The organism is Paenibacillus sp. FSL W8-0186, assembly GCF_037969765.1.
Lineage (GTDB): Bacteria > Bacillota > Bacilli > Paenibacillales > Paenibacillaceae > Fontibacillus > Fontibacillus woosongensis.
On sequence record NZ_CP150207.1, the window covers coordinates 618981 to 636460 of the forward strand.

Sequence of the window (17480 nt, forward strand, 5' to 3'; positions counted from 1 at the left end):
GGTAAAAATATGAAAGAACAAATTTGAGTACGGAATTTAGATTGGAGACGACACTTAGGTGGAGTCTCTTTTTGTCGTTTCCTCTATTTTACAAATGAACTATAATCTTTGGTAATAGATAGAAGAAATAAAGGTTGAAGGCTTAAAGAGTGAACACGATACTACGTGAACAGAAATTAATGCGAAGGAATGGTGAAACATGAATGATATTTTCAGCTGTTATACAGAGAATCTCATACTGACCGGTAATATAAGGGAGGATATTCATGCCTTCTTTAGTCAGAATAAGGATCTCAGGACATTAAATCATACATTGGAGGTGGCTAACGAAGCTATATAAGCAATGTAGTTCCAATCTCTAGAATGCTCGAGGTAGCAGAACAGTTATCTATTGAAGTGCTCGAGGAAGAGTACAAATACGATAGAAGTGTCCATCAGAAACTATCCAGATATATGGCTATATCTTGACCATATTTGGGATCAGCGGGATATTTTAAAGCTTGTACATCCATGGTTAATAAAGGCGCGGGAAGAACTATTGGAAGCTTAATTGGTAAGGCATTAACTTCTGCCAACACTGTATCAACGCTGCGAGCCGTTTGGCTCTTGGTCTGCAAGAGGCGACAGGACCGCCGTTATTTGCTAAGAGTTTAAAAAGCATTCTTATTTAATTTGGAGGGTATTTAATGATTGAAGAGTTCAAGTATAATAATGAATTTATTTCTGGAATTACCTCGCTAACCATGAAAAAAGAGGATATATTAAAACTTCACGATGAAATGATAACCATATTTCGCGCATATAAGCCCAGAGTAAAATACTCTATAATCACAAACTCTACAAGAAACTCGTTTTCTGATCCTCACAATATAGATTTTTTCAAAATCAAGGAGCCGATAAAGGCAATAATAATTGAATACAACATACAAAGAATAATTGATGTTGAAATTTATTTAAGTACATATGAAAAGGGAGAAGGGTTAGGGGGATTTAGATCGGTTTACAGGATAAGTAGTAATAATGAAGAATTGCTTGCTAAAGTCAGAGATTTCATTGAAATATATATTAAAAAAACCAAAAATTTGCATTTTATTTTTCATAAATATGCCGTGTTCGTATCCTTGGCTCTGACGGGGGGGTTCATCTATTTTTTAAACAAGTATATTGAAATTCCCCAAGCTATGATTTATTTGCTCATTATGGTCATGCCATTTTATGTTTTTACTAAATTTTTCAGATGGCTAATGCCGTATACCTACATAGTAGATGAAAATAAATTGAAATATAACCTGAGATATATTGTTGCTACAGTCATGGTAGGAATGATAACTTCTGGAGCCTATGATTTTATAAAGAATACTATTGGCAATATGTCAAAATAGTTAGCAGCTTCCGAGTAACATCATATTCATGCTTCGGGACTTAGCGGCATGGAATAAGCTAGACAACAAATGCCCGGCCTGAGACAAGAGTTATCTAGGGGATTCCACGGGCTAGGAACAACGGAATGATACGTCGAAAAGCTTCAATAAATTAGGGAAAGCATATACGGAAGGTACGGTTTTTTTTACGAACGGGTTTGTAATCAAAAATTATGATTTTTTATCTGCAGCAGGATCCTTTAAAGTTTATGTAAATAACACCGGGGAGAATATGGAATATGGGAGTCTCGATGAGATGGTCGCCTTTAGTGACCCTAGAGTGAACCTTATTGGTTTTCCTTACGAAACAGATAATTCTCTATCCATAAGTACAAAGAAACCACAAATAGGGGATAGAGTTTATTCCATTTGGAACGAGATGAATGGCCTAAAGATTAGAGAAGGAGTCATACTTTCCGTTGATTCGGATGGTTCATTCAATCATAGTGCCGAAACTGATTCCTGGTCAGGCGGCGTGATTCTTGATGAAGAAGGGGATTTAATTGGGGTTATTGATGGTTGGAGTTTCTATGGCGAAGAAGCCAAAAGCAATAAAGCAATACCAGTACAAAAACTTCAAAACTTAATGAAGAACGCTAATCTTCATTAGCTTCACATCGTATCTGAGAGAAAGCCTGGCAAACAACAAAAGCCTCAGCCCTGTCTGGGGCTGAGGCTTGAAGGCAGCATCATCTGGGAGCGAGAAAGCAAGGAGGCTCTATAACATCCAGGCTTCATTTATGCTAAAATTAGGTAAATCAATTTAAAAATGGAGGTTCTCCCCGTGAAGAAAATGAGCCTGCTGGTTTTAATCATGCTTCTTTTTGCATTTCTCTCTACGGACCAGACTACGGAAGCAGCTGCTAAATATTCAGAAACTTTGCTTGCTGAGTCCACGAAAGCTTACGCGTTAACCTCAACACAAACCTTACTCGTCGATCATGTTAATAACCAGCTTCAAGTTATAAATTTGAGTACTCAAACAATAATGTGGAGCAAGAAATTCCCCATAGTGTACGACAGTCAAGTGTTAACCAATCCACTAAAAATTATCGTTATTACATCAGATAATAATAAGTTAAAAAAAGTGACAATTTCCGCTGACGGAACTATTCTTTCGGAGCAAGTATTTCCTAGTATAAAGTTAACGGAAAACATAAAGATTAGCTGGGCGCCTGCAATAAATAAAGAAAAGGAAAAGCTGGCTGTTGTGAATGGCAACCAGGTACTTTTTTATGAATATCCTTGGAAAAAGCCAATAACGACTCTTCCTTACAGTTCGGCTGAGGATAAGAAATATGAATATACTATTACAAAAGACGTTCAACTGCAAACACCATATGTAGTTATTAAATTGAATGGAGATAATTCAACTCAATCACAGGATTTATACCGAATATTAAATATAACTACCAAAAAGGCGATTACTATCCCTGCTGAGTGGAATGTGAACACTAGTTTTTCGGTTGAAGGAAATGAATTGATTGTAAATTCTACAAGTCAAATCGGCCATCCACTTGGAATTAATGTAGATTCTGATTATACCATTTACGCCAAATATGACCTAAAGACAGGGGAAATTAACAACAAGGTTATTCGCAGCTTCCCCGCATGGGATTCAAATTGGAAATCCGAGTATTTTAATCGTAAGCTTGTGTTAACGGAATCAGAGGATAATAAAATGTTCCTTATAAACCAGTATGGAGAGACGCTCAAAGAGTTCCCAAGAACTATTGAGAACTTTAATTATAGAACAGTAGGTTACGATGGTAACCGGCTTTATCTATTAGTATCTTCTAAAGACCATGGGGTTGAGCTGGTTAGTATCCAGTAAGAAGTTGTTGACGAACTATTGGGGGAGACGATACTTCGATGGAATCTCTTTTTGTCGTTTCCTCTATTTTACAAATGGGCTATAATCATGGGTAAAAGAATGGAGTTAAGAAAAGTACAGTAATTTAAGGTCATGGGAAGTTTAATTCAATCTCTCTTCATCGCGATGGCTTGGTGTTTTTATCGGAAATCGGTAGTGTTCAGGCATAGATTTTGGATAAGGAATTGTAGGCCTCGTTGATTCATAACTTCTAGGGAAAGAAGGTCATGTTATGACAAGATTTATGATGTTGTTTATCGCAATTGGACTTGTTTTGGTTGGTTGTAGTCAAGATCAAACCAATGGGAATAACCCAAAAGAGGCTCCTGTAGTCTCGGGAGACAGCAGCGCAGATCATGCTTTAAATACGGAAGTAGCGCGCAGCACTGAACAGAAGCTATTACCCGAATATGCGGCTAAAAACAGAAGTGGACTATCTGATCAGGATTTTGAAACGGCTTATGAAATGTGTGTGAAGGCGCTGTCTGACTATTATAAAGCGGTCTGGAACGGCTCGGATATCGAATTGGATACATTTATTGAAAACGATCACCTTAAACAGTATACACAACAAAAAATTCAATCCCAATATGATGTGCATGTAAAGCACAATCTTTCTGATAATCCGGTGCAGAATATTGATATTGGCGCTTGGGAAGTGGAGTACAGGGATGATGTGGATGGAGGTTATCTCTATTTACACTTACCGGTACAAATTAATATGACTGTAGGTGGTTATGGTGAAGTTACTGAGTTTCTCGTACGTAATGTAAACGGGAAGTTAGTCATTGTTGATTGGTACACGGGGGCAAAAGATAGTTATGATTTCATGGTGCGTGGGGAAAATCTAACAATTGACGACCCTGATATTTGGAACGATAGTGAATGGGTAAAGAAGTTGGATACTATGACAGATGAATTTTAGGGTCGGCCCCAATAGTAAAGTTCGTGACAAAGGAGTTAGTTATGAAAGGCTTAACTGTTTTATCACGCAAGAATGGAAACATGATAGTAGAAGATGAATTCGGAAAGATTTATACCCTTAGCGAAAATAACCAAGCTGTTGTGATGTTAGCGAGACAGTCGGATTCTTTTATATTTGTGCAGCAATTTAGAAGAGCAGTAAATGATTTTGTAATTCAACTTCCCGGAGGGATGGTCGAGTCAGGTGAAGATCTGGAAGCAGCGGTTCGCAGGGAGTTTCTGGAGGAGGTTGGCGGTCAATGCGGGGCGATACAATATCTGGGCAGCCTGACTCCGGCTAGTTGGATAAGCAATGTAACGACACATGTGTTCTATACGGATGAAATTATAGAAATCGCTGACCAGCAACTTGAGGAATATGAGAATATTAAGGTTCTAGAAATAAGTGTTGAAGAGACATTGAATATGATTAAAGATAGCAAGATTAATGATTCGGAAGTAACTTATGCAATTCTGCAAGGAATTCTTAAAGGTCTAATCCAGAGTCTGTAAAATAGTTTGTGTAAACTCCTAAGCCCATTAAAGTGGAAGTAATAGAAAGGTTGGGAGAACACATGGGACTTTGGTCAAAAGAGCAACTGCGGGCTTTCATGAAGGAAAATCAGCTGGTTACTGCCCAGGAGGTTGTAGGTGGAAGTGAGCGTAAATCCTGTTGGTTGTGAGCGACAAATTCTAACGGTTGTGAGCGACGTTATTTTGGCAAAAGTGGGGTTTAACAAAATGTAACGGTTGCCAGCGAGCCTATTTTCGTTTTTTCCTAGGCAGAGGGGCCATTTCGTCCAAATAAGCGCTCATACAACCGTTAGAACAGACCCCCCCTTTTTAGGGAAGATTAAGCGCAATGACAACCGTTAGCATAGCCTCTTCCAAACAGGTCGCTCGTACGAGGGCTAACATGTTGGTCACTAAGTGTTCTATACCGTCTATATTCGGAGTCCCCTACGATGGTAGGATGTTCCCCGAGACCGAAGGACAGATCATCGGTCGTATTACTAACCGCTTGAATGCCGGGTTTCTCGTCGTACCACAATTACTAGGTCGAGTCCAATACTGGGGATGGAATGTTCGATGGTCCCCTTGAAAGAAAGACTGTAAAGCTGAAAAAGGGAAATACGGTAGATTCATCCCTCTTGGCTGCTTTGCTTGCTCAGGCGTCTAGCGATCTGTAGACGAACGAGCCCTTGCCTGTAGCAGGGGCTTATTTTATGCAATAATGATCTTGAAATTCATATTTACAAACCAACGGTCGGTTTGTATAATGGCAATAAGCACTTTGGTAAAAGGTGGATAATAAATAACCTGGAGGATTTACCATGAAAAATGAGGATCGAAGAAAACAAACCATCCGGCAAATCCTTGATGCAACCAAAGAGTTGCTACGGGAGAAAAACTGCCACACGATTACGATGAAGGATATTATGGAGAAATCGGAATTATCCAAGGGCGCTATTTTCCATTATGTGAAGAACAAAGATGAAATTTTTGCTTGGGTATTGCAGGATCGGCTAGAAGAAATCAACGAACAATTCATGAAGGAAGTGGAGCAAGGAGAGAAAACATTTGACGGACCGATGCTGACAATATCGAGTAATCTAGCAGCATTGGAGAATGCAAATGAAGTAACCAATAAAGTTCTGATGTATTTGCTTGGCAGGGAAGATGAACCTGCTGTGGCGGAAGTACTCCACCATTTTTATCAGAGGTCTGTTCATTTAGCGAAACAATGGATTGTAATCGGCCAGCAGCACGGGGTAATTCAAGAATCGGTTGATTCGGAGAGAACGGCTGAAATGTTTGTTCTGTTATCGTTTGGCCTACGCGTCCGTTCTTCATTCCTAAAGGTTCCGGTTTCTTACACTGCTCAAGATTTATCATCATTTATGGCCGCCACTTTGAAAAACTAGTCCTCATTATTATCTAAGGAGGGATTATTATGGCTCCATTTATTGCCCTTGTTGTATCTTTTTTGTTGTTCCGGATCATCGGCTTGTTTGGTTGGTCCTATTTCGACGATTGGCATGCCTCGTTGAAAATAGCCGTGGCTATTATGCTGCTGCTTACGGCTTCCGCTCACTGGGGAAAAAGGCGGCCTGACCTGATCAGGATGGTCCCTCCTGCTTTTCCAAGGAAAGAATGGATTGTCTCAGTAACCGGGTGGCTTGAAATCGCAGGAGCTATCGGTATTTTGCTGCCCAAATTCTCACTAGCCGCTTCAATATGTTTGGTTGTGCTCTTAATTGCGATGTTCCCTGCCAATGTATATGCGGCTCGAGAACAATTGACGATTGGCGGCAAGCCTGTTCCAAAACTGTTTGTCCGAGTACTGCTTCAGATTGTATTTATCACGGCAATCCTGTTGGCGTCCCCGTTGTTCGGGCAGTGAAACGTTCACCGTAAAATAGCACCGTTGGAGACAGTCAAAATAACTGTTCTGACGGTGCTATTCATATTAATGCCAAACTTTGTCCCGACGGATTCTAGAGCTATGATAAATAATATGTATATTCTTGAAGCAAGATTCTCTTTACACGCGAATATCAATTCCAATATTGTTCTTGCCCGTATCTTGATTTGGCCTTAGCGTATCAGCAGCACTGACAGGTTGGGCAGATACAGACGCATCCTTCTGACCACTCACCTCTTCGGTAACAACTTTCACTTGCTTGTCATCGTTCTGAATACCCTCTATAGTGTCTTCGATCTTTTCACTTATTTTTCGATCCAATTCATAGATTTTCTTATCTATGTCCAGTGCTTGTTCGTTTTTTGATTTATTCACTGTGATCTCGAGATTTTTTCTCATTTCTGATTTACCTTCGTCGCCGGCTTCATTGTCGGTTTCAAGAATAGCTCTATTCTTTTTTACTTCAAGTCTAAGATCGTCCGCTTCTACTTTCAGTGATCTGCGTACACTTGCCATTTTGGTTAATTGGTCATGTAGATTGCTAGCCTGTAAAAGCTTTTCCATCGATGGGCCTGATATTTCTTGGTTACTTATGTCTGCTTCGCTTTTTTTACTGGAATTCTCTTTTTGGGAGGAAGCATTTTTGTCGTTTTTATTGTTCTCAGCTTTCTCCATTCGTTTCTGCATAATTTGAGATTCGAGCAGCTGCAAATCCATGTTTAATAGTTTGATTCTTTCATCTTTTTGTTTAGAGTCTAATTTTTCATCTGATCTAATACTAGCAATTTTTTCGTTAATAATTCCTTTTTGCTTCATTAGCTGCTCAATTTCCCGGTCAATGGGTGACATTATGTTCGTTCTAGACTTTGCAGGCGCTGCAGATTGCGAGCTGCTTGAAAGGCTTGAGATTTGTGCCATTTGAACACTCCCTCTATATTATGGTAATTATATCTTTATAATTATTATCGGTAGTTAACCATATATATATAAATAATTTTAGTGTGGAAAGAAGAAATCAACTTTCTTCACGAAAAGACAGGATTTTATGCCAGCAATAGCGGGCTTTCCGTTCTGGAGGCTTTCGATGGAAGCATTCTGGTCGGTGGGGGTTCGCGATATTGATTACGCGAGGCCGATATATGATCCTTTTGTTGCCAAGTTCAGTCCCGACGGCGAGCTGCTGTGGAAGAAGGATTACGGCTGCCTATGAGGGGATGCAGGCAAGCATGTCCGTTGAAGTGACGGGTGAGCAGCCAGGCCCCGGTTACTTTTTCCTAGATTCGGACGAGTATTCCTTGTCGATAGGAACTGAGCTTGACGTGGCCGCCTATTTTACGGATGAATCGGGACTAACTTCCCTGGTTACAAAGGAAACCGTATTTACCGTGGATGACCCCAATATCGTCTCCTTGGATGAGGCTGGAAATATCCGCGGAATAAGTCCAGGAATAACCTATATCACAGCAGCTTATAATGGATTGACGTACAGAGCCAGTGTGTGGGTAGTTCGTCCTTATCAAGCGCTTTAGTGCGGGATAATCCTTCTTAAGGATGTCTTGAAGCAGAAGCTTCAGACATCCTTATTTGTCTTGTGCCGGTTCCATCCTCTCAGCCAATTTGGTATGATTTTACTATATACATAGTAGGTTTGATGTTATCTTCATTAATACATAAAGAAAGGACTGAACGGATTGAATTACAAATTTTGTTCATCATGCGGGAGGCGGCTAAATGCATCAGCTCAATTTTGTGAGCACTGTGGTATGAAGCTTGTTCCGCAGGCTGTAGGGCAGGTACCACCGCCGCCGCCACGAGTGCCAGCATCAGGGCCACCGCCAGCACCACGAATGCCAGAGCCACCTCCCGTACCGTCATCAACACGATCCTACATGCCACCGCCGCCACCATATGGTACATACCAGCAATCCAGCGAGGATGAGCTGACTCATCTTTTACGATTACATATAAAAAAAGATAAATACTTTGAAAAAGTGATGAGGAAATCGAAATGGAACTGGCCCATGTTCCTGTTCGGTCCCATTTGGTTGGGTTATCGAAAAATGTATGCGGAATGTGCAATTTATATTGGAGTATTATCCCTGATGTCCATTTTTTTAATGCTGCTGGGTTCAGAGTCGAGTGGTGGATTTGCAGGAATGGGTATTGGGATGGCGATTTTGGCTAATCAAATGTATTATAAAAAATCTAAAAAAACGATTGATAAGATCATGCAATATCATAGTGACCCTGAAGTGCGTCGTAATCTAGCTATCCAAAAAGGTGGAACCTCAGGATGGGGCATTGTGTATGCCATTGTAATTTTTATTGTATCGGCTGCTATTGAATTCATTATTGAGGACGCATTATTGTAGGATCTCGTGATGGAAGGTAGATTTTATGAGAAATATAAATAAATTCACCTTTTTGCTGCTGCTCGTGATTTTGATTATGTCAGTGTCTATGATTTGGGTAATCATAAATTCAATGGATAAGGGCAAAGATGCAGACAAACATGAGGTTAGTCGAAACCATTCGATATTGATAAACTTTGATGAGAATGATTTTGAACAACTGGAAGATTTGGTAAGCAGATTCAAGGAAGGCAAAGGTAATTATTTGATGTTAATTCCGCCAATTGTTGATGGCGGATACTGGATCCATGATGTGTATTCAAACGGCCGTGAAATTAAGTGGACCATTGATAATACTAGGGATGGTATGAGTGGAGACGGAAGAGGCATAAGAAAGTATACTTGCAAAGCTATCGATAAGAATGAAACAGAGGAGTTATTTACAATTGAATTAAGCCAATGTGATGATCTTGATCCAAATGAAAAACTTTCAGTCATTTCAATTTGGAAGGAATAATGTATAACAAAATACCTAGCTTATAACTACTCTTCGTTCCGTTCCGCAATTTTAGAACGATTACGTAATTGATTAGCAATCGTATATCCGATAAGGAACGCAGCGGCAGAAGTATTACCGTCCACCGTAAATGGAATGAGGGAGGCGTCGGCGACGATTAGATCTTTTACCCCGTGTACATTTCCTAGAGGATCAACGACTCCGCCCTTGTGCCTTGGGGCCATCCGAAGGAAGCTCTGCTGGTGATGATTATGATCGAAGTTTTCCTTAATAAATTGTTCTAGCTGCAAATCATCATCTATAACATCCAAACTCGGTGTTACGAGACGGATAGAAGGATCTATGCTTGCCAGTTCGGCCGCGATTTTTTTGATATATATTTTATATATATTTTTAACTGCTTCCATGTCTCTTGGATCTGATAGAAATCCTTCATCGGCCAAAACAATGTTTAGCGGATCATTATTTTGAATGGTAATCGATCCCCGGCTCTTAGGCCGCAAATATAGAATAGCGATGGTTAACATGCCCTCCGAACCGATTCCAATCAGTTGTACGGCTCTACGGTCAGGTTTTGTTCCAGTGGGGTCAGGCAAAAAGGCTCCTCCTGTGTATAGCGCATCCGGATCATTGGAAGGCAGTGCAGCATCATCGGAGTTCGTTGTAAATACCGCGGAGTTTAATGTGTGATTTTTTAGTCTTTGGCCAACGTTCGGATTATGAACAATGACAGGTATTCCCGCTGCCTTTAGCGATTTGGCTGGTCCTATTCCCGATAGCATTAACAATTGGGCACTATTGATTCCTGCTGAAATGATCACTTTTTTTCGCGAAAATACTTTAATGAACTTCCCTTCTTTTAATAACTCTACGCCTATAGCCCGTTTGCGGTCAAAAAGCACGCGAAGGGCTGTTGTCTTGTAGTAAACGGTTAGTTTACGTCCATTCTTGCCTCGGCCAGAGGATGTCACGATATCGGAGGACAGAAAAGCGGTTGACGAGCTTTCCCGATCTCCATTTGGCTTTTGATACAATTGCCAGCGGGTGAATGGACCGAGTGGAGTATCAGGATCATTGTAGTCAAGAATGCTAGGAAATCCGGTGGCTTGCTCAATGGCGAGGACGAGCTTATCCGCCAGGGGCGTTGGCTCCGAAGGCGCTTGCCTGATGTCTATTCTTCCGTGAAACCCGCGCGCCTCAACGTTATCGGTTTCACCATTATAATTTTCTAGTCGTTTAAATCGACGAATGGCTTTATCCGGGGACCAAATGGGGCCGAGTAACCGTTCCCACTCTCTAAGCACCGCTGTGGTTGGACGCACATACTGCTCCCCGTTAATGGAAGATCCGCCGCCGGAGAGGCGGCCGGTTGTCCATTCAAAGGATCGATCATCCAGGTTCTCTTGAGGGATGCCTTCTCCTTGCCAGAAGTAATTGGGGAAAAAGTTCTCCTCCAGTTCCAGAGCAAAGCTTGAATCCATAATGGGTTTGTCTTTATCATGGTTTTCGCCCGCTTCGATGACGAGTACAGAAGTTTTCTTATCATCTGTAAGCGTTTTGGCGATGACTGCGCCTGCTGGTCCTGTACCTATAACGATATAATCAAAAGATGATTTCCCTTTCATCGGAGCACTCCTTTTTACAATAGACTACTGTAGAGTATTGCGTTGTTCGATGCTGTGTGCCAGTCTATTCCGGAAATGCCTGAGATCTGGATCATGCAAGACCCAATCCCGGATAGGAATATCCAGGTCAGGTTAATTCTATGTCGACATCTGCCAAACAGGAAACAAATGGTGAAGTTTTACATAAAACACAAGTAGGAGAGGTAGAAATGGATTACAAAGCGGTTTTTCTTACTATTATTTTCGTCCTAGTTTATATTGTAGTAGCCTCGATTTTAAGTGCATTAGCTGGTGGAAGCATGCTTAAGTTATTTACATGGTCGATAAGGATGTTTTATGCTTTAATACCCACAAGCTTTTTTCTTACTTTATACCTTGTATTAAATTCTGATAGATCATTTAATTTTTTGTTGGTGTTCGTTAATTTAGTAATTTTATTGGTTTTGTTATTAGTTCGGGGGAGATTAAAAAAAATGGAACCGATAGAATCATATATAGAAAAAAGAATTATGATGCTTATTTTAGTATGTTTAGTTGGTTTTCCAATTTTACATATTTATTTGTTTATAGAAGTGTTCAAAGGGCTATGAAGTTGGGTGTCTACTCGGGTATTGGATGTATAATAATGGATATATTAAGAAAAATGCCACGGCTTAAAGTATAAACTTTCTAAGGCTGGGTCATTTTGTGAAAGGTGCCTGCACTGATATGAATGATATTGCTAATTACTTGGATAACGTACCTGCATTGAAAAAGCCTATCCACTGGAAACAAGTGTCTAGCCAATTCAAGCTTGGCAAGGATTTCGATGAGGCTTTGGTGAGCAATATAAGCATGATTCCGTTTATTGGCTCAAAGTGTGTGGTCATGCAATTGGATGATGGCCGATGGGAGCTGCCGGGCGGAACGATGGAACCTGGGGAGAGCTATTTCGAGTGTTTAAGAAGGGAAATGCTTGAGGAGTTAGGTGCGGAGATAAGCAATTTTGAAGTGTTTGGGCACTTCTATTGCTATTCCAGTGCAGAGGAGCCATATCGGCCGCATATCCCTCATCCCAATTTTATTAGATTAATGGGCCTGGGAGAAGTAAGGATCGTCTCGGAGCCGCTGAATCCGGCTGACGGTGAGATGGTTGTCTCCGTGGAAGCGGTTAGTATAGACGATGCGGTTAGAAGGTTCGAATCGATCGGTCGATTCGACATCGCTGATCTGTACAGGCTTGCTTATAGCATAAAAACCGGTTTGGGAGAGAACTGAAATGGAAGATCTACAATCTATTAAGAAGGCAATAGATTCCCTGGGACACGCAGAACTGCGGTCGTATTTGGGTTTTATACTTGTGGAAATCAAGCGGCTGCGGGATCAGGGCGAGCCTGGTGAAGATTCGATCACAAAGCTGCTTGAGCTTTATGATGGATTGATGGGGCTTCAGCAGCAAAGAGGCTTCTGGGATCCTGTTCCGACTTGCACCCATGTTCATATCGTGATCGGTGATTCTTTTGCGGGAAGTATGAAATACGCGCTGAAAGAGCTCGGTTGGGCAGAGACGCATAAGGTAATTACCTTGAGGGAGAATTACGCCATTGGTCCTTTGGGCGAGCTGGACTCCCCGGAAGGCAGGGCGGCCCGCCGTGAATGGTTCCGGGATCATATAACGGACTCTTTTGAGGACGATGTGGAAGTTGAAGAAGAGTACGGCATGCTTGTAGACAAGCTGACGCGTATTCCTGAACCAGCGAAAATCATTGTCTGGACCAGCAGCAACGCCTGCGAGCAGGCAGGAATGCGGCATGTGATTCATCTGCTGCAGAACAAACGCAATACGTTAACGGTGTGCAATGCTTGCGCAATTTGTGAAGAGCTCTATAACCGGCCAGATGCCAGAATGGATTACAGGCACTCGGGGGAAGTCCCGTCTGACAAGCTTCAGGAAGCACTCCGCCGCATCGAAGAATGCAGCCCACTGAGCCACGCTGATCTGATGCGATTAGTGCAGGAATGGCAGGCAATCTCGGAGCAAACCGCGACCCTGCGTATTTGGCGGGGAGGTTCAGTGCTCGGAGTACCTGCGGATTACTATGATTCATATCTGCTGGACAAGCTAAAGCCGCCCGCCGGTGATCATGGTTTTGTGAAAGCAGCCCGCCTGATCGGAGAGGCGATAGGTTATTGCGAGCAATATGTAGGGGACTCGTATTTCGAATATCGGTTGAGAGAGCTGATTTATAACGGCACCCTTGAAATTAAAGGCCTCCCTGCAGCAATGAGATTCTATAGCGTCCGGCGCAAACATGCTAACCCATAAAGAATGCCAAATCGGCAATTTGATGGGTTAGGGCATGGCTTTTTTAACTATGGGAACTATGATAATCAACCCTATCAAAGAACACTGCTGGATACAGAAGAATTTCTAAGAGAAATTAACTTTTTGTGCTAACTGAGGCAAAGTGAAAAAGACGGCCCGATCCTAGATAAGCAATCTAAGGCCGGGCCTTGTTATATCCGAGCTTATAGGGTTAAAAATCCTATTCCTCCAAATGCCCCGAACGCTGCACCTTGGTCTGCAAATAGAACTCGTTGAAGGCTGATTCGCCGCCCCAAATCGGTTCTCTTCCAGATAAGGCGAGGCCGGCTTTTTGCAGGGCTTCGAGCTTCTTAGGATTGTTGGTCATAAGCGTTACAGGCTTGGTGCGAAGAGTTCGCAGCACGCTTAGCGCATCGGTGTAGTTTCTGGAATCGTCGACGAAGCCGAGGCTTAAATTAGCTTCAACGGTATCGTATCCGTTCTCTTGCAGCACGTAAGCCATCGCTTTGCTGAATAATCCAATGCCGCGTCCCTCATGGTTGGCCAGGTAGAACAGCGCGCCTGTACCGTGCTCCACAATGTTCTTCATGGATTTCTTCAGCTGGTAACCGCAATCGCATTTTTGGCTGCCGAAGATGTCGCCTGTGTGGCAGATCGAATGCATGCGAATCAAGGCTTCGTCGGCATTTTTGAAGTCGCCGTACACGAGTACGCTTGATTGCTGGTATTCCGCTAAGCTTGCGGAGGACAGCTGGTCGATGATTTCCTGAAAATTATCTGTGACTTGGCAGCGGCTGAGCCAGCAATACCATTGGAAAATGACGGTCTCACCGTCCAGGTCGACGGGCAGTTTGATCGGTCCAACGAGGTAAATGCCGCCTTCCTCGGTCTGGATTAATTGAATTTTATCTTTTAAAATATCCAGTGCTTTAGGTTCTAGCTTCGTATCCGACATCGAATCATTCCTTTATCGCATAATGTTATAGGTCAGGTGCGTGGCTCTGCAACTGCTTAGCTTGTATGTTGGCGAACGACCGGGGCAACCTTTGTTGCCAGCAGTTCTATGCTTCGTGCAACATTAGAAAAGGGAATGCCGCCGACGTCAAGCTGTAACATGAACCGCTGGTGGCCAAATAGCTCGTATTGGTACATCATTTTGTCGATGATTAATTGCGGATCTCCTACAAATAAGGCCGTTTCCGGACTGGTCATTTGTTCGAACTCCTCGCGCGACAGGGTTGCGCTGGTTTTTCCAAGCTGACGATCTACATATTGCCGATAATTGGCGTAGTATGGATAATATTCGTCTTTGGCCTGCTGCGTTGTAGCAGAAATGTAACCATGGCCTGTAATAGCGACCTTCAGGTCGGATGGCTTATGGCCTGCTGCGTTTCCAGCTGCACGGTATGCTTCCACCAAAGCTTGAAATCGATTAGGAGCACCGCCAAGGATCGCCAAAGCCATGCCGGTTCCGAGCTTTCCAGCCCGTTCCGCGCTGACCAGCGACCCTCCTGAACCGATCCACATGGGAATTTGCGTCTGGATGGGGCGTGGTGCAATTTCCGCTTCTTGAAGGGGAGCGCGAAATTTGCCTTGCCAGGAAACCTTCTCCTGTTGGTTTAACTGCTGAAACAGCTCGAAGTTCTCCATAAACAGTTCATCATAATCATTCAGGTCATAGCCGAACAGAGGAAAAGACTCCAGGAAAGCCCCGCGCCCACCTATGATTTCAGCCCGTCCATTCGATAATAAATCTAGTGTGGCATACTCCTCGAACAGCCGGACCGGATCCGTAGTCGTCAGAACGGTTGTCGCGCTGGTTAATTTAATTTGCTTTGTAGTTTGTGCGATGGCCGCTAAAATAACCGAGGTGGACGATGCCGCATAATCTAGACGATGATGCTCGCCAACTCCGAATATATCTAATCCCGCCTCATCAGCCAGCTTCGCCGCTTCAATCATATCCAACAGCCGCTGCCGGCTGCTAATGGTTTGACCTTGATGCGGATCAGGTACAAGATCGCCGAGAGTGTAGACTCCAATTTCAATTCCTGGATGCTTATTCTGTATGCTGTCATTCATTGTTGGAACCCCTTCATTAAGAATTGCCGTGTATTCGAATTGTTTGCAATCCATGGTTGGTTAATGCAATAACTTATAACTATATCATAATACAACGAAGTTAATAAAGGAACTAACAATTATTAAGCTCCTTTCCAAGCGCATTTTAGGAATAAGATGTATAATTGTGGAAGGATATTGAATTGAAACAGGGAATATGGAAGATGCAAGCAAGGCAATAGAATATCCAGACAACTCACGACCCGGCCTAAGATGAAGGCCGGGTTGTGTCTATCAAAACAGCAAAGTAGGAGAGGAATATGAAAATGAAGAAGCTCTGCTTATTGTTATTAAGTCTGCTCATTTTATTATCTGGCTGTCAGGCGCAGCTTGAAAAAAAACAGGAGCCCAAAACCCTAAGAATTCTTGCTTTCAGTGAAAAGGGATTTAATCAGCTTTACGGGAACTTCTTTCTTGCAACGCATCCCAACTATTCTCTGGAGGTTATCTCCATTTACGAAAATTTAACGCCGGGAAAACACATGACTGATACTATCGAAGAGCTTATAGCGAAGGAAAATATAGATGTCTTATCCATTCCCATGGATTCCTACTCTGTACTTCAGAAGAAAGGCAAATTGCTTTCTTTAGACGAGATGATTACTAAAGATCGCTTCGATCTTGCTAATTATTCGCCAGCGATCCTTGATTTTCTTAGGGACGAGCAGGGCCGAATTCACGGGCTGACTGCAACCTTTGTAGGGGATGCGCTATTTTATAACAAAGACCTTTTCGATCATTATCGTTTATCCTATCCTAGAGACTTTATAACATGGGAAGAAGTCTTTGAGCTAGCTCATAAGTTTCCAAATTTTACAGATGATCAGACTCCACAATATGGATTTCACCATAAAAAAACGGCCAATCCTTTTATGATGGCTTTAACGATAGGGGAAGGCAGCGGTTTATCAGTGTATGGAAACGGAAAATTTACTCTAAATTCTCCGTCTTGGGAGAAAGTTTTTGAAGAGGTGACATCGTGTTTTAAATTGCGGGTCTGTTTTGATCCCCATCAGGCAGAATCAACGCAATCGTTAAAGTTGGAAGACCTACAGAAAGAAAGCTATCCATTCTTATCCGGACATATTGCGATGGCGGTTGCCGATTCATCCTTATATCGAATTTTAGATGAAAAAGACAGGGATTTTGCGTGGGGAATGACAACACTTCCGGTTAGTGCGGAGCATCCGGATCTGGGAAATGGAGTAGAGATGAATGACATTTTTACGATTCCATCAAACAATCAGGAGACGGAGGGGGCCTGGGAGTTTATCAAGTATGTTTCCGGGAATGATTATGCAAGGCTCCTCCCGCAAATCAATACCATTGATTTGCCGGCAAGAGTCAGCGAGAATCAGGAGGAATCGATTCAAGTTTTTTATAAATTGGAAAGAGCAAGTAATACTTTAATTAATGAGCTAAGAGAGCTGCCTCCAGAAGTGCTCGCCAAGATCGATGAAATCTCGCCTAGATACATGTCTGAAATACGGTCTGATCAACGGACCGTTCAAGAATCTCTACAGCTCATGGAGGAGGAGCTGCAATTAGCGCTTAAATCCGTGAGTGAATAAATGTTTTGATTGCCGCGGCGGTACTGTCCTCAGAATACTGGAGCTATAATAAAATGTATTGAGCGGGTTTTGCGCGGCTGCGCAGACTCGCTTTTTGGTGTTTGTTGCTGACCAGAGAGCCTCACGCTAATGCAATAACCACATTGATTCAAAGGGTTAGGATGTGCATTTAAGTGTAGCCATTGACAAGAAAAACAATTAAAATATAAAGTAAGTAGTAAGTGATAAGTAGTAAGTAGTAAGTGACAAACCATGAATTGAGCTAACCGAATGATTCCTCACATCAAGTAAGCATCAGTTGAAGAAAT

Annotated in this window: 20 protein-coding genes; 15 read left to right on the forward strand and 5 right to left on the reverse strand. The window is 42.3% G+C overall.

Features of this window, described 5'->3' with window-relative positions; translation table 11 throughout:
• Positions 1 to 686 precede the first annotated feature (686 nt).
• From MKX50_RS02545 to MKX50_RS02575, 7 genes are all read left to right on the forward strand, one after another.
• Complete coding sequence (locus tag MKX50_RS02545) at positions 687 to 1382, forward strand: hypothetical protein (RefSeq protein ID WP_339158332.1); 696 nt, start codon at positions 687 to 689, stop codon at positions 1380 to 1382.
• 295 nt (positions 1383 to 1677) lie between these two features.
• Complete coding sequence (locus tag MKX50_RS02550) at positions 1678 to 2031, forward strand: hypothetical protein (RefSeq protein WP_339158333.1); 354 nt, start codon at positions 1678 to 1680, stop codon at positions 2029 to 2031.
• Positions 2032 to 2205: 174 nt separating this feature from the next.
• Positions 2206 to 3255 (forward strand): hypothetical protein, encoded by a 1050-nt coding sequence (locus tag MKX50_RS02555; RefSeq protein WP_339158334.1) that lies wholly within the window; start codon positions 2206 to 2208, stop codon positions 3253 to 3255.
• 271 nt (positions 3256 to 3526) lie between these two features.
• A complete protein-coding gene (locus MKX50_RS02560) occupies positions 3527 to 4219 on the forward strand; it encodes a hypothetical protein (RefSeq protein WP_339158335.1) in 693 nt (230 codons plus the stop codon).
• Between the two features lie 41 nt (positions 4220 to 4260).
• Positions 4261 to 4770: an NUDIX hydrolase gene (locus tag MKX50_RS02565; RefSeq protein ID WP_339158336.1), complete on the forward strand. Its 510-nt coding sequence runs from the start codon at positions 4261 to 4263 to the stop codon at positions 4768 to 4770.
• An 821-nt stretch (positions 4771 to 5591) separates the two neighbouring features.
• Entirely contained in the window at positions 5592 to 6182 is a 591-nt protein-coding gene (locus MKX50_RS02570; protein WP_339158337.1) for a TetR/AcrR family transcriptional regulator, read from the forward strand.
• Between the two features lie 29 nt (positions 6183 to 6211).
• A complete protein-coding gene (locus tag MKX50_RS02575; RefSeq protein WP_213590916.1) occupies positions 6212 to 6661 on the forward strand; it encodes a hypothetical protein in 450 nt (149 codons plus the stop codon).
• A gap of 141 nt (positions 6662 to 6802) precedes the next feature.
• Here MKX50_RS02575 and MKX50_RS02580 read toward each other — a convergent pair whose 3' ends face one another.
• Entirely contained in the window at positions 6803 to 7600 is a 798-nt protein-coding gene (locus MKX50_RS02580; RefSeq protein ID WP_339158338.1) for a hypothetical protein, read from the reverse strand.
• A gap of 166 nt (positions 7601 to 7766) precedes the next feature.
• Between MKX50_RS02580 and MKX50_RS02585 the strand changes: the two genes are divergently transcribed.
• Entirely contained in the window at positions 7767 to 7892 is a 126-nt protein-coding gene (locus MKX50_RS02585) for a hypothetical protein (protein WP_280530409.1), read from the forward strand.
• Between the two features lie 16 nt (positions 7893 to 7908).
• On the forward strand, positions 7909 to 8211 hold the full coding sequence (locus MKX50_RS02590; protein ID WP_213590918.1) for a hypothetical protein: 303 nt from the start codon (positions 7909 to 7911) through the stop codon (positions 8209 to 8211).
• Between the two features lie 79 nt (positions 8212 to 8290).
• On the opposite strand, the gene MKX50_RS02595 is transcribed toward MKX50_RS02590, so the two are convergent.
• Positions 8291 to 8761, reverse strand: coding sequence for a hypothetical protein (locus tag MKX50_RS02595; RefSeq protein WP_339160264.1), 471 nt, complete (start codon positions 8759 to 8761; stop codon positions 8291 to 8293).
• Here MKX50_RS02595 and MKX50_RS02600 point away from each other — a divergent pair.
• Together MKX50_RS02600 and MKX50_RS02605 are read left to right on the forward strand one after the other, a co-directional pair.
• Positions 8704 to 9054, forward strand: a complete 351-nt coding sequence (locus MKX50_RS02600; RefSeq protein ID WP_339159993.1) for a DUF2628 domain-containing protein — start codon at positions 8704 to 8706, stop codon at positions 9052 to 9054. The two genes, MKX50_RS02595 and MKX50_RS02600, sit on opposite strands and share 58 nt — an antisense overlap.
• Before the next feature lie 25 nt (positions 9055 to 9079).
• Positions 9080 to 9550, forward strand: coding sequence for a hypothetical protein (locus MKX50_RS02605; protein ID WP_339158339.1), 471 nt, complete (start codon positions 9080 to 9082; stop codon positions 9548 to 9550).
• A gap of 26 nt (positions 9551 to 9576) precedes the next feature.
• Here MKX50_RS02605 and MKX50_RS02610 read toward each other — a convergent pair whose 3' ends face one another.
• Complete coding sequence (locus MKX50_RS02610; protein ID WP_339158341.1) at positions 9577 to 11175, reverse strand: GMC family oxidoreductase; 1599 nt, start codon at positions 11173 to 11175, stop codon at positions 9577 to 9579.
• Between the two features lie 209 nt (positions 11176 to 11384).
• Between MKX50_RS02610 and MKX50_RS02615 the strand changes: the two genes are divergently transcribed.
• The 3 genes from MKX50_RS02615 (at position 11385) to MKX50_RS02625 (ending at position 13480) form a co-directional block, all read left to right on the forward strand.
• A complete protein-coding gene (locus MKX50_RS02615) occupies positions 11385 to 11765 on the forward strand; it encodes a hypothetical protein (protein WP_213590922.1) in 381 nt (126 codons plus the stop codon).
• 118 nt (positions 11766 to 11883) lie between these two features.
• On the forward strand, positions 11884 to 12432 hold the full coding sequence (locus MKX50_RS02620; protein ID WP_339158342.1) for an NUDIX hydrolase: 549 nt from the start codon (positions 11884 to 11886) through the stop codon (positions 12430 to 12432).
• A gap of 1 nt (position 12433) precedes the next feature.
• Positions 12434 to 13480 (forward strand): DUF1835 domain-containing protein, encoded by a 1047-nt coding sequence (locus tag MKX50_RS02625; RefSeq protein ID WP_339158343.1) that lies wholly within the window; start codon positions 12434 to 12436, stop codon positions 13478 to 13480.
• A 220-nt stretch (positions 13481 to 13700) separates the two neighbouring features.
• Here the strand turns inward: MKX50_RS02625 and MKX50_RS02630 are convergent, their stop codons facing one another.
• Positions 13701 to 14435 carry a GTP cyclohydrolase II gene (locus MKX50_RS02630; RefSeq protein ID WP_155611724.1) on the reverse strand — a complete coding sequence of 245 codons (735 nt, stop codon included), beginning with the start codon at positions 14433 to 14435 and terminating at the stop codon, positions 13701 to 13703.
• Positions 14436 to 14491: 56 nt separating this feature from the next.
• Positions 14492 to 15562, reverse strand: a complete 1071-nt coding sequence (locus MKX50_RS02635; protein ID WP_339158344.1) for an LLM class flavin-dependent oxidoreductase — start codon at positions 15560 to 15562, stop codon at positions 14492 to 14494.
• A gap of 299 nt (positions 15563 to 15861) precedes the next feature.
• On the opposite strand from MKX50_RS02635, the gene MKX50_RS02640 reads away from it, so the two are divergent.
• Positions 15862 to 17172 carry an ABC transporter substrate-binding protein gene (locus tag MKX50_RS02640; protein ID WP_339158345.1) on the forward strand — a complete coding sequence of 437 codons (1311 nt, stop codon included), beginning with the start codon at positions 15862 to 15864 and terminating at the stop codon, positions 17170 to 17172.
• The last annotated feature ends 308 nt before the right edge of the window (positions 17173 to 17480 follow it).